Origin of the sequence: Limosilactobacillus albertensis, assembly GCF_014145555.1 — a bacterium.
Taxonomy (GTDB): domain Bacteria; phylum Bacillota; class Bacilli; order Lactobacillales; family Lactobacillaceae; genus Limosilactobacillus; species Limosilactobacillus albertensis.
Genome location: NZ_JACIVD010000062.1, coordinates 57,965 through 70,153 on the forward strand (window position 1 = coordinate 57,965; position 12,189 = coordinate 70,153).

Consider the following 12,189-nt stretch of genomic DNA (forward strand, 5'->3'; position numbering starts at 1 on the left):
ATTTTATCTTTAGGTAGGTGCACTTTGTGAGTAAAAAGAAACTAAGATTCCGTAAGATTCGTTCTGTATGGAATAATATCCGCTACCTTGATTATTACATTTTAGTCCCATACCTTGCTTTATGTTTGATTGGAATTGTAATGGTCTATTCTGCGAGTGCTTCCATTGAGATGCAAAATGGTGGATCGCCGCTAGGATATCTAATAAAACAAACAATATATGTCTTAATAGGTGTAACGGTAATGGCAATTTTAGCTAATTATCCTTTAAGACATTACCGTACGCCGAAGTTTTTACGTGATTCAACGTTAGTGGTCGGTGCGCTCCTTGTAATCGTACTAGTATTTAGTAGGGCGGTTAATGGGGCAAAGGGCTGGATATCTTTAGGATTCTTTAATATCCAGCCAGTTGAAATCTGCAAATTGTATTTTATTTTGTATTTGTCAGATCGCATGGATAAAATTCGTCAACGTGGACAGCATTTTACGACTGATGCTAAAGGACCCTGGCTAATTGTAATTGTATTTCTTGGCTTAATTGTGATTCAACCTGACATCGGGGGGATGGCAATTAATGCCGCAATTATTGCTATTATGCTTTTAGCAGCTGATTATAAGTGGGGATTTGGATTAGGGATAATTCTTGTGTTACCTGCTGTAGGTTATCTGGGCCTTGAAAGACTAGTGGAAACTGGAATGCTTCAGGGTGGCGGATATCAAGTTGCTCGTTTTGTCGCTTTCTTAAATCCGTTTGGGAATGCGAGCGGGTCAGGAAGCCAGCTGGTTAACTCCTATTATGCAATTAGTAACGGTGGCGTATTTGGTGTTGGTCTTGGAAATAGTATCCAAAAGTTAGGATATCTTCCAGAACCAAACACCGATTTCATTATGTCGATTACTAGTGAAGAACTAGGATTAGTAGGTGTTACTGTGATTTTGGTTACCTTATTATTTTTGATTTGTCGGATAATTCAGGTTGGGGTCCGTGCTGACAGTTTATATGAAACATTGATTTGCTACGGCTCTGCTACATTTTTGACGGTTGAAACACTTTTTAATATTGGTGGGGTTCTCGGCTTATTGCCGATTACAGGTGTTACTTTTCCATTTATTAGCTATGGTGGTTCAAGTATGTTGATCTTATCAGCTACTGTCGGAATTGTAATGAATATTAGTATGCAGCAAAATCGTGAACGGTTAGTGATGGGAAAGCCATTTATTCCAGAAGCGGGAGGCGAAAAGGATGTTTAAATTAATTCCGCGTCGATCGCTAATAATTTATATTAATAATAACCGTGTAATTCGGGCACTGCGTCACTATGGCCAAATTGATTACATTTCACGCCGAATGCATTATGTGGTAATGTATGTAGACCAGAGTGACGTTGAAAAGATAAAGGAAAAGGTAAGTCGATTACGTGCGGTAAGGAAAGTCGAATTATCAGCACGCCCAGATTTAGATCCAACTTTAACGGATCTTGAAGTAACAGGACTTTATCGACTACATGATGAGGATGATAAGAAATGAGAATAGTTGCAGGAGACTTTGGTGGTCGTAAACTTAGTGCTGTTCCTGGAATGGCAACACGACCAACAACAGATAAAGTGAAAGAAGCTTTATTTAATATTATTGGTCCTTATTTTGATGAAGGAACAAGTCTTGATTTGTATGCGGGAAGTGGCGGTTTGAGTATTGAAGCCGTTTCACGTGGTATTAAGCGGGCAGTTCTTGTTGACCGTCAGTATCAAGCGATTAAAACGATTAAAAAGAATATTGCTGTTACAAAGCACGAGGAACAGTTTGATGTCTATAAGATGGATGCCCATAAAGCATTAAATTTATTTAAAAAAGATGGTTTAAGATTTAATTTAGTATTTTTAGACCCTCCATATGCTAAGCAACAAATTGTTGATGATTTAACAAAAATGGTAGAGAATGATTTGTTGGCAGATGACGCCATTATAGTTGCCGAGACTGATCAAAATGCAAATTTACCAACTGATTTATCTGGATTTAGATTTATTCGTCGGCAAGAATATGGAATAACGGTATTGACTATTTATCAACGTGAAAGGAAGTCAGAATAATGAAAGTTGCAGTATTTCCAGGATCCTTTGACCCATTAACTCTTGGACACTTGGACCTAATTAAACGGGGGAGTGCCCTGTTTGATCAATTGGCAGTTGCGGTTATGACAAACGAGAGCAAGAATCCATTGTTTACCGTGGAAGAACGAGTGGCACAAATTAAAGAAGCAGTTAGCGGATTAGATAATGTTTCTGTTATTACAACAGAAGGTTTAACAGTTAACCTTATGAATCGAATTGGTGCCGATTATTTAATGCGCGGTCTCAGAAATACAACCGATTTTCAATATGAACGGGATATCGCGGCAATGAATAACTTTTTGGATGATCAATGCGAAACGGTCTTCTTCCTTGCAAAACCAGAATATCAACATTTATCAAGTAGCTTACTAAAGGAAGTCACATCAGCTGGTGGTGACATTTCTGCTTACTTACCAGCCAATATTAACGAAGCATTGAAAAAACGGTTAGCAGAACGCGAAATGTTACGGGTTAAGCAAGATAATGAAGAAACAAGATAATGTAATATTACGGCGAATCGGTGTCGTTTTAGGACTGGTTCTACTATTAGGATGTTTCCTGTTTTGGCCGTTAAATTCATACATTGAAAGTCCAGGTACGGCAGCTGATTTACAATCATTTGTAAAAATAAAGGGACATCCTGATCGCTATAAGGGTAGTTTTATGTTAACTTCGGTCGCAATTCAGCGTGCTCACCCAGCTACTTATTTATATGCGAAAATGGTACCATATATGTCGATTGAAAGTGCCGATGATGTAACAGGGGGACAAAATAGCGCAACCTTTGACCGTGTCCAAAAGTTTTACATGGATAGCTCAATTAATGAGGCAATTGCGGTAGCTTATCAAGCAGCGCATCAGAAAGTAGATCGGCATTATTTAGGGATCTATGTTCTTCAGGTCCAGCCTAATTCCAAATTTAAACGTGATATTCATGTCGGCGATACAATTACCAAGGTTGATGGACGTCACTTTAATACGGCGCAAGGATTTCAAAAGTACATTGCTGCTAAAAAAATTGGCACACCATTAGCAGTTACCTATACTCGCGATGGTAAAACTAAAACGGTAACCCATCCACTAGTTAAAATCGCCAATACCAATAAAACTGGAATTGGAATTATTTTAACGAATAACATGCAGGTAAAAACGAAAATTCCGGTTAAGGTTGATGCTGGGCAATACGGGGGGCCTTCTGGCGGACTGATGTTTAGTTTGCAGATTTATCAACAAATTAGCGGTAAAGATTTACAGCATGGTCGTAAAATAGCTGGAACGGGAACAATAAGTTCAGATGGAACAGTAGGTGAAATTGGTGGTATTGATAAAAAGGTGATTGCTGCCCATCGTGCTGGCGCAACAATTTTCTTTGCCCCGTATATCAAGCCAACAAAAGAAATCTTAAAATATGAAGAAGACCATATGACCAATTATCAAATGGCAAAAAAAGCAGCTAAGAAATATGCTCCAGGAATGAAAGTTGTTCCAGTAACCTCTTTTGATGAAGCAGTAAACTACCTACAGACACATAAATAACTAAAAAAGTGTGATACCAGAATTGGATCACGCTTTTTTAATGCAAAAATTAAATTTTTACGTATTTATAATATAGGGGGGTGAAAGGATGGAACAATTAGCAGCGATTTGGGACCGGTATCGGCTGCAAATAATTATCCTAATGATTATAGCAGCTGTTGGTGGATACTGGGTAACTAACAGCCATGATAACGATTTACCTATTTCAAGTACAAATACTAATGCTGTTTTAGCAAGTAGTGATAGCAGAGAGAGTATGACGAATTCTAAGCCTGCTAAGTCATCAGTGGCAATTGATATAAAAGGTGCGGTGAAAAGACCGGGCGTTTATCAATTAAAAGCAGAAGATCGCATAAATGAAGCATTAAGTATCGCTGGCGGGCCGTTACCCAATGCTGATTTGCGCCAAGTAAACCTAGCTAAACAACTGACTGACCAGCAAATGATCTATATACCGGTCCAAGGTGAAACCATTCAAGGACCAGTTGAAACAGGCACTTCTTCTGTAGATGGAGGCCAAGCTGCTAACTCTTCAATGGTAAATTTAAATACCGCAACTAAAGAACAACTGTGCCAAATTACAGGAATCGGCGATAAAAAAGCAGATTTGATTTTACAATATCGCCAGGAACACGGTCAATTTAAGAACGTTGAAGAGCTAAAAGAGATAAACGGCTTTGGTGATAAGACGGTTGCTAAATTGAAAGATCATTTATCAGTCTAATTTTTAATTTGATGAAAGTTTTTGCTATACTATACTTCAAATAAAGAGGAGTGAAATATTATGAAACAGAGAATTGGTTGGGATCAGTATTTTATGATTCAGGCAGCATTATTGGCATCGCGGAGTACGTGCAATCGCTTGTCGGTCGGGGCGGTTTTGGTGCGTGATAAGCGAATAATCGCTGGCGGATATAATGGTTCTGTTGCAGGAGATGATCATTGTATAGATGAAGGTTGCTATTTACGAAATGGACATTGTGTGCGAACCATCCACGCAGAAATGAATGCATTATTACAATGTGCAAAGTTTGGCGTTTCTGCAGATGGGGCGAGTCTTTATGTAACGGACTTTCCTTGCTTACAATGTACAAAGAGTTTATTACAGACTGGGATTAAGGAGATAAACTATATTCGTAATTATCATAATGATGACTATGCAATGAAATTAATTAAACTAAAAAATGTGGAACTTCATCAAATTAAGTTAGATAGTAATATTTTAGAACAGGTAAATCTGGATCAATACATTAATCCAGAGCAGAATTAGCATATCCATCATTTTTGGATTTTTCCAGCGTTGACTGCTGGATTGGTGACCGTTAGTTTCTTCGGTTCACACTGGTTATTTTTGTTGTTGCTATTACTATTTTTTCGCTTAGTTAAATTAAAGCGTGAAATAGTGCTGGGGATTAGCAGCCTGATATGTGTTTTAATGCTAGGCTTTTGTTTGATAATAAAGCAAAATTTAGCGATGAGACTGGTCAGTGAGCGGGTGCGAATTAAGCAGACGTTACTGGTATACCCAGATGATTTAAGGATTTCTGGAAATTTTATGACGGGAATTGCAAAGGATCTGCGTACTGGGCAACGGGAACTAATTTCTTTCTCACTAAAATCAAGGCAACAGGCAAATAATATTAATAATCTAACAAAGACTTCTGTTTGGGAAGTTGATGGTCAAATCCAACCAATTATTCCAAATACAAATGAGAATCAATTTGATAAATTGCACTATAGCTACCATCGCCGAATTTGTAATGAATTCCGAATTGGTCGAATAACGCTAATCACTGAGCAAGGTCATGGAATGAAGAGAATATGCCATGAATGGAGAAAAAAGCTCAGTTTATATTTTGATTGCTTACCATATCCTATTAATGCCTATTGCCAGCAGTTAATCATTGGTAACAGTAATGAGAATTCGGCAGAGTTAATGATTAGTGTTAAGAAATTAGGGCTATTGCATTTGTTCTGTATTTCAGGGATGCATATTGTACTCTTAACAGTTTTAGTTCGGCGAATATTGGTTCAATTATGGTGGACAAGAGAAATGATTGATTTATTTTTGATTCTTTTATTGCCTGTTTACCTTATTATCGGTGGAGGAGCAGCGAGTTTAATCCGGGCGACAATAATGGCGGAACTAGGATTGCTTCACGAGTATCTTCATTTAGATCCGCTTGATGGGTGGTCCATTAGTTTATTAATCGGTTTAGTAATTGACCCAATGTTGTTGCTAACTTTAGGGGGTCAGTTAAGCTATTTATTATCCTTTGTATTACAAGTGCTTCCATCATCAATTCATGGCTTTAAACAATCCCTTTTTTTGAACTTAATAAGTTTACCCTCATTGTTGAGTTACGTATACGAGGTGCATTTTTTAAGCTTTTTAGTTAGTTATTTAATTATTCCGTTATTTGCTGCTATTATTTTTCCGGCTGTGTTAATTGGTGCACTTAGTTTTAAGATTTGCCCGTTTTTAACATATGTGATTAATGCTGGTCTGCAACATTTTCAACACCTGTTAGACTGGTTATCAAGTTTTCCAGGAATGATTCATTTTGGCAAACCGCCATTATTATTGGCAATATTACTATTCTTGTTAACATTATTAGTATTCTCTCAAGGCTTTTCACCCAAATTATGGCAAGCACTAATTTTAATGTATGTTATAACAGGAGGAGTTATTCATTTTCCGTTTAGTGGGGAAGTTACTTTTGTTGATATTGGTCAAGGAGACTCCATAATTATTCGTGAACCATTTAACCGCCGTGTGTTAATGATTGATACTGGAGGCAAGTTAAACTTTAGGAAGCCTGAGTGGGCTAATATAGGAAATCGCCAAAATGATGCACAACGAATAACGATTAATTACTTAAAAAGTAAGGGGATAAACCATTTAGATGCGATTTATTTGAGTCATCACGATGCAGATCACATTGGTTACTTAACAACAATTTTAGATAATATAAATGTGAAATGGATAATTGTTCCGGCTGGTATGGAACGGCAGGATAGCTTTCTTAATAAGGTTAATAGTGCTAAACAAAGGACAGTAAGGATAATTCCAGTGACTGATACGGTGAAAATTCCTAAGCTGCCATTACAGGTCTTGCATCCTTTTACAACTGGAGAAGGGAAAAATGAAGATTCATTGGTTTTAACTGGAAATTTTGGTGGTAAAACTTTTCTTTTTACTGGCGATTTGGATCAGCAAAATGAACAAAAAGTAATTCAAAAATACCCCCAATTAAAAATTGATATTTTAAAAGCAGGGCATCATGGAAGTAAGACATCTAGTAACCTGTCTTTTCTTCAAACGATTGGCCCTAGGTATGCAATAATTTCTGCTGGACGTTTTAATCGGTATCATCACCCAGATAAAATAACAATTGATCATTTTCAAATGTTAAATATAAATTATTTATCGACGCAACGTTATGGAATGATACAATATATATACTTTGGTCAAAAAGGAAAATTGAAAACTACATTGAGGGGAGATGAAACAAAATGGACGTTACCCAATTATCTGCGCAACTAAAAACAAAGACGCCAGCGATGGTATATTTAGTTTTAGGAACTCAACAGGTACTTCAACAAGAGGCAATTGATAAATTTATGGGACTTATTCCTGAAAATGAACGGGTTATGAATATTGGGCGTTATGACATGGAAACTACACCATTAGCAGTAGCCTTAGATGACGCGATGGCAACGCCTTTTTTTGGTGAACGGCGCTTAGTTATCGTTAATAAGCCCTTTTTTCTAACAGGCGAAAAAAAACATTCAAAAGTTGAACATGATTTAGATAGCTTAAAAAAGTATCTTGAACATCCAGAATCGTCAACAGTTCTTGTATTTACAGCTCCTTATGAAAAACTTGATGGACGCAAAGGAATTGTAAAACTCTTAAAAAAGACAGCAGTCCTAGTTGATGCTAGTCCCCTTAATGAGCAACAAGCGCGGCAAAAGGTAGCACAACAATTAGCAACTGATGATTTTGAGATTACGTCAGGGGCATTAGATGAATTGGTCCAGCGAACAAATGCAGATTATGAAATGATGAATGCTAATTTGACAAAATTAAAAATTTTAGCATATCAAGGGAAAAAGATTGATCAACAAATGGTAGCGGCATTAGTCCCGCAATCATTAGATGAAAATGTTTTCGACTTAGTAACGGCTGTCCTCCAACATAGTCAAACGAGAGCGTTAGATTTATATCAACAACTACTTGAAGGACAGCAGCCACCATTAAGAATAAATGCGGTTCTAGTAGGGCAGTTCCGTTTATTGATTCAAATTAAAACCTTAAGCAATCGCGGCCTCAGTCAGGGAAGTTTAGCAAGTAAACTCAATGTTCACCCTTACCGAGTCAAGCTTGCCTTAAAAACTATTCGTAATTTTTCAATGGAAAGTCTTGAAAATGCTTATTTAGGTTTAATCCGGATAGAACAATCATTAAAAACGACTCAACGTGATCCTTCATTGTTATTTCAGTTGTTTATGCTGCAATATTCTCAACAAAATAAAAGACAACTAATTAAGAGATAGAATTTTTTTAGAAAAATCCCTAGAGCTAGGTCAAAATTAGCTCTAGGGATTTTCGTTATGTAAGGATAAAATAATCTAATTGTTAGCATTTTGAGTGAAAAATAAAAAGAGCAACCAAAATTAATAGTTGCTCTTTTTATTTACTTAGCGTAACGTGCTGAAAGACGTGACTTGTCACGTGCAGCCTTGTTAGCCTTGATAAGACCCTTAGAGTGGGCACGGTCAATTGCTGAAATAGCAGCCTTGTATAAGTCATCAAGGTTATCTGCGCCAGCAAGCTTTGCCTTGTCGAACTTCTTAATAGCAGTCCGCATTTGGCTTAATTGTGAAGCATTCCGTGCTTCAGCTTTTTCACTAGTCCGAACACGTTCAATTGCTGATTTGATGATTGGCATGAGTTTCACCTCCGTTACCCGATTTTCAGTTGACCAGAATTTTCAACATTTGTCATTATACAAAAGACTAGCCAGCAATGCAATAGCTAACGCGGATCAAGTCAAAATTTACTAGAAATAGTTGCATCATTAAGAAATATTATGTATATTTGTATAGGTTACTTCAATAAAGTAGCAATTGCCTCTTCTCAGTTTAGCGATCCTCACCGACGTTATACTTAGAACTTAGGCGGATAAATATTGAAAGGTGGGAAAATAGCATGGCTATTTCAAAAGAACGTAAAGATCAAATTATTAAGGAATTTGCAACACACGAAGGAGACACTGGTTCAACACAAGTTCAAGTTGCTGTTTTAACTGCAGATATTAACGAATTGAACGACCACCTTCGTACACACAAGCATGATTACCACTCACAACGTGGTTTAATGAAGAAGATCGGTCACCGTCGTAACTTATTAGCTTACTTACGTCGGACTGACTTACCTGCATACCGTGAACTTATTCAAAAGTTAGGCTTACGTCGGTAATTACTATTGCTCAGGCACTCTACCTTTATTTGAAGGTAGGGTGTTTTTGTTTTTATTCCATAATTCTCATTGATTGTGGTAAGATATTTATAGCTATTATGAACGATAGAAAATTCTTACTGATATACGATTAGTTAGTAAGAGGTTCAAAACTAAATATCAAAGGAGCCAAATCAATGGATAATAATATTAAGATTATTCCTTTTGGTGGTGTACGTGAAAATGGAAAGAACATGTATGCCGTTGAGATTGAAGACCAAATTTTTATTTTAGATACTGGATTAAAGTACCCAGAAAATGAGTTGATGGGAATAGATGTTGTCATTCCTGATTGGGAATATTTACGTGAGCATAAGGATAAAATTGTTGGTGTCTTTTTAACTCATGGACATGCTGACTCGATTGGAGCTTTGCCATACTTCTTAATGGACTTTAATGTTCCAGTCTTTGGTAGTGAAATGACAATTGCTTTAGCAAAGCTGGCAGTTAAGAGCCATAAAGAAGTTAAGAAATTTAAGGATTTTCATGTTGTAGACGCCTCAACCGCGATTGATTTTAACGATGTGACTGTTTCTTTCTTCCAGACAACCCACACAATTCCTGAAACATTGGGGATTGTCTTAGAAACTAAGGCAGGAAATATTGTTTACACCGGGGACTTTAAGTTTGATCAAACCGCTAAAAAGGGTTATCAAACGGATTTAGCGCGATTAGCCGAAATTGGCTCACAAGGTGTGTTGGCGCTTTTAAGTGATTCTGCTGGGGCTGGAATCACAGGTGCGTCTGCCCGAGAACAAGATATTGGCGAGTATATTAAAGAGACTTTTAAGTATCAAAATGGCCGAATTATTGTTGCTAGTGTTGCTTCTAATATTATGCGTGTTCAGCAAATCATTAATGCAGCAATTGCAGTAAATCGTAAAATTGTCTTGTCTGGTGAAGATATTGAACAAATTATTGATACAGCGATGGATTTAGGTAAATTAGACTTGCCGGATGATCTTTTTATTAGCCGAAAAGAAGCTGAAAAATTAGAGCCTAATCAGGTTGTTATTTTGGAGACTGGTAAAATGGGTGAGCCAATCAAATCCTTACAGCAAATTGCTAATGGCGATAACCCTAATTTACAACTAACAGGGACAGACCTTGTGTTTGTAACAACAACTCCTTCATATGCACAAGAGACAGAAGTGCAAAAGACAAAGGATATGATTTATCGGACAGGAGCAGAAGTTAAATTTATCTCTGACGATTTAAACCCTTCTGGACATGCTAATCAAAATGATGAACAGTTGATGTTAAACTTTATGAAGCCAAAATTCTTTATTCCTATTCAAGGAGAATATCGACTGCTGGATCGTCACGCTGAATTAGCAGAGAAAGTTGGGATTCCTAAAGAAAATATCTTTATTGTTAATAAAGGGGACGTTTTAACTTATAAAAACGGTAAATTCCATGTTGGTGAACATATCGATGTAAGTAATACGATGATTGATGGTACGGGTGTTGGTGACATTGGTAATATCGTTCTCCGTGACCGGCGTGTTTTATCTGAAGATGGGATTTTCGTTGTTGTAGCAACAATTGATCGTAAGAAGAAGAAAATTGTGGCCCGTCCGCAAATTACATCTCGCGGTTTTGTGTTTGTTAAGACTAATCGTCAGCTTATGCAACAAAGTGCGGACCTAGTAGAAAAAATTGTGCAAGAAAATCTTGACCAAAAAGAATTTGACTGGAGCCACTTAAAACAAGATGTTCGTGATAAGCTGAACCGTTTCTTATTCGATCAGACAAAGCGTCATCCGGTAATCTTACCAGTAATTATGGAAATTAATCAGCATGCAAAGAGAAATAAGAATGCTGCTGAGAAAAAAGAAGAAGCCCCAGCAAAACAACGGTCAAATAAAGAACATCATCGTGGCCGTGGTAAAAAGCGAGCGGCAAGAGAAAATAAATAATTATAAGTGATGTTGCTATTATGCTAATAGGCTGGGAAAAAGCAAAAAGTTTTTTCTCAGCCTTTATGTGTCTCAATAAATAAATTTCTTTTTGTGTGAATATATATTTGAACGTGTCATAATTAAAAATGATGAAGATTGCATTTGATTTAGAAAAAAGGGTGATACGATGAATGAAGCCCAACAAGATAAATACCTCCAAGCTAAAAAATTAGTTGACGAAGAGCAGTGGCAAGATGCTAGTGAAATTTTAGAGGAACTCGTAACTGAAGTCGATGATTCTGAAGTAGGGCGATTAACTATTATTGCCCTATATCATACACAACAGTTCACAAGGGCATGTACGTATTTATTTGAGTATTTAGAAGTGATGTTTGATGATTTTACAGATGCTCAGATTGCTATTAGTATTTTAGTTCAAAATGAATTGTTTGTTTTAGCAAGACAGGTAATTAGTAACCTTTCTCAGTGGCAAGATAAGTTATTGTCCCTAGTAGTTGCAGGCGAAGAAAAGTCGCGCCAAGAATATCAGGAGACACTGCAGGCGCGATTGCGAGACTTTTACCATCTGGGTGATTATTCTCTTACTGAGCAGCAGAGTAGGTTGCAAGCAGCCTTTAAATTACCGTTAAATGAATTTATTACAGGCTCTAAATTCTTACTGCGTGATCCGTATACTCATCCGCTTGTAAAATCGAGTTTAGTTGAATTGTTATGTAAATTACAGGTGAACGATCCGGTTACTATTTATTGGCTAGATAAAACCGAGTATACCGTAATACCAGCTGATTTATTACCGTTAAATGGATTACCGATTGTTGCTGAGGGAAAAAGATTAATTTCAATTAAATGCGGAAATCAGAATCCGCAAACGGAAAGGCTAGCAAGCCAGGAATTTCAATTACAGGTAATGTTTTTATATCCGCGGGTAGAACAAACGATTGTTGATATTGATGAATGGATTAATATTTTAATCGGACGAATCGAAGGAAAAACAATTAAAGAAAAGTCTGGCGCAGCTAAGTGGCAATCCCGTTTAGGAGAACAGATTGATGAATTAATGGAAAAACATTAGTCAAATACATTTACAAATGCGCAGATA

The 12,189-nt window shown here is 36.9% G+C and carries 13 protein-coding genes; 12 read left to right on the forward strand and 1 reads right to left on the reverse strand.

The annotated features are described in order from the left end of the window. Positions 1–26: 26 nt before the first annotated feature. The 9 genes from H5S41_RS05765 to holA all read left to right on the forward strand — a co-directional run bounded on the left by H5S41_RS05765 (position 27) and on the right by holA (position 8,204). On the forward strand, positions 27–1,250 hold the full coding sequence (locus H5S41_RS05765; protein WP_182597925.1) for an FtsW/RodA/SpoVE family cell cycle protein: 1,224 nt from the start codon (positions 27–29) through the stop codon (positions 1,248–1,250). Then, positions 1,243–1,527: a YlbG family protein gene (locus H5S41_RS05770; protein ID WP_153710590.1), complete on the forward strand. Its 285-nt coding sequence runs from the start codon at positions 1,243–1,245 to the stop codon at positions 1,525–1,527. The genes H5S41_RS05765 and H5S41_RS05770 overlap by 8 nt, the downstream gene beginning before the upstream one ends. Continuing rightward, a complete protein-coding gene (gene rsmD / locus H5S41_RS05775; RefSeq protein WP_182602672.1) occupies positions 1,524–2,087 on the forward strand; it encodes a 16S rRNA (guanine(966)-N(2))-methyltransferase RsmD in 564 nt (187 codons plus the stop codon). The genes H5S41_RS05770 and rsmD overlap by 4 nt, the downstream gene beginning before the upstream one ends. Then, a complete protein-coding gene (coaD, locus tag H5S41_RS05780; RefSeq protein ID WP_153710588.1) occupies positions 2,087–2,608 on the forward strand; it encodes a pantetheine-phosphate adenylyltransferase in 522 nt (173 codons plus the stop codon). The genes rsmD and coaD overlap by 1 nt, the downstream gene beginning before the upstream one ends. Next, positions 2,592–3,644: a SepM family pheromone-processing serine protease gene (locus H5S41_RS05785; protein ID WP_182602673.1), complete on the forward strand. Its 1,053-nt coding sequence runs from the start codon at positions 2,592–2,594 to the stop codon at positions 3,642–3,644. Before coaD ends, H5S41_RS05785 begins: the two co-directional genes overlap by 17 nt. An 88-nt stretch (positions 3,645–3,732) precedes the next feature. Beyond that, a complete protein-coding gene (locus tag H5S41_RS05790; protein ID WP_182602674.1) occupies positions 3,733–4,368 on the forward strand; it encodes a helix-hairpin-helix domain-containing protein in 636 nt (211 codons plus the stop codon). A gap of 60 nt (positions 4,369–4,428) precedes the next feature. Beyond that, on the forward strand, positions 4,429–4,914 hold the full coding sequence (locus tag H5S41_RS05795; RefSeq protein WP_153710585.1) for a ComE operon protein 2: 486 nt from the start codon (positions 4,429–4,431) through the stop codon (positions 4,912–4,914). A gap of 204 nt (positions 4,915–5,118) precedes the next feature. Continuing rightward, positions 5,119–7,191, forward strand: a complete 2,073-nt coding sequence (locus H5S41_RS05800; RefSeq protein ID WP_231833127.1) for a DNA internalization-related competence protein ComEC/Rec2 — start codon at positions 5,119–5,121, stop codon at positions 7,189–7,191. Next, on the forward strand, positions 7,161–8,204 hold the full coding sequence (holA, locus tag H5S41_RS05805) for a DNA polymerase III subunit delta (protein WP_182602675.1): 1,044 nt from the start codon (positions 7,161–7,163) through the stop codon (positions 8,202–8,204). The genes H5S41_RS05800 and holA overlap by 31 nt, the downstream gene beginning before the upstream one ends. A gap of 140 nt (positions 8,205–8,344) precedes the next feature. On the opposite strand, the gene rpsT is transcribed toward holA, so the two are convergent. Then, entirely contained in the window at positions 8,345–8,599 is a 255-nt protein-coding gene (gene rpsT / locus H5S41_RS05810; protein ID WP_003666832.1) for a 30S ribosomal protein S20, read from the reverse strand. 260 nt (positions 8,600–8,859) lie between these two features. Between rpsT and rpsO the strand changes: the two genes are divergently transcribed. The 3 genes from rpsO to H5S41_RS05825 all read left to right on the forward strand — a co-directional run bounded on the left by rpsO (position 8,860) and on the right by H5S41_RS05825 (position 12,162). Continuing rightward, positions 8,860–9,129, forward strand: coding sequence for a 30S ribosomal protein S15 (gene rpsO, locus H5S41_RS05815; protein WP_003666833.1), 270 nt, complete (start codon positions 8,860–8,862; stop codon positions 9,127–9,129). Between the two features lie 176 nt (positions 9,130–9,305). Beyond that, entirely contained in the window at positions 9,306–11,087 is a 1,782-nt protein-coding gene (locus H5S41_RS05820) for a ribonuclease J (protein ID WP_182602676.1), read from the forward strand. 169 nt (positions 11,088–11,256) lie between these two features. Continuing rightward, positions 11,257–12,162, forward strand: a complete 906-nt coding sequence (locus H5S41_RS05825) for a hypothetical protein (protein ID WP_182602677.1) — start codon at positions 11,257–11,259, stop codon at positions 12,160–12,162. The last annotated feature ends 27 nt before the right edge of the window (positions 12,163–12,189 follow it).

Excerpts from the sequence above, each read along its gene's own strand:
- rsmD (WP_182602672.1), top strand. The coding sequence starts at position 1,524 with ATGAGAATAGTTGCAGGAGACTTTGGTGGTCGTAAACTTAGTGCTGTT.
- H5S41_RS05785 (WP_182602673.1), top strand. The coding sequence starts at position 2,592 with ATGAAGAAACAAGATAATGTAATATTACGGCGAATCGGTGTCGTTTTA.
- H5S41_RS05770 (WP_153710590.1), top strand. The coding sequence starts at position 1,243 with ATGTTTAAATTAATTCCGCGTCGATCGCTAATAATTTATATTAATAAT.
- rpsO (WP_003666833.1), top strand. The coding sequence starts at position 8,860 with ATGGCTATTTCAAAAGAACGTAAAGATCAAATTATTAAGGAATTTGCA.
- rpsT (WP_003666832.1), bottom strand. The coding sequence starts at position 8,599 with ATGCCAATCATCAAATCAGCAATTGAACGTGTTCGGACTAGTGAAAAA.
- H5S41_RS05795 (WP_153710585.1), top strand. The coding sequence starts at position 4,429 with ATGAAACAGAGAATTGGTTGGGATCAGTATTTTATGATTCAGGCAGCA.
- H5S41_RS05820 (WP_182602676.1), top strand. The coding sequence starts at position 9,306 with ATGGATAATAATATTAAGATTATTCCTTTTGGTGGTGTACGTGAAAAT.
- coaD (WP_153710588.1), top strand. The coding sequence starts at position 2,087 with ATGAAAGTTGCAGTATTTCCAGGATCCTTTGACCCATTAACTCTTGGA.
- H5S41_RS05800 (WP_231833127.1), top strand. The coding sequence starts at position 5,119 with ATGAGACTGGTCAGTGAGCGGGTGCGAATTAAGCAGACGTTACTGGTA.
- H5S41_RS05790 (WP_182602674.1), top strand. The coding sequence starts at position 3,733 with ATGGAACAATTAGCAGCGATTTGGGACCGGTATCGGCTGCAAATAATT.
- holA (WP_182602675.1), top strand. The coding sequence starts at position 7,161 with ATGGACGTTACCCAATTATCTGCGCAACTAAAAACAAAGACGCCAGCG.
- H5S41_RS05825 (WP_182602677.1), top strand. The coding sequence starts at position 11,257 with ATGAATGAAGCCCAACAAGATAAATACCTCCAAGCTAAAAAATTAGTT.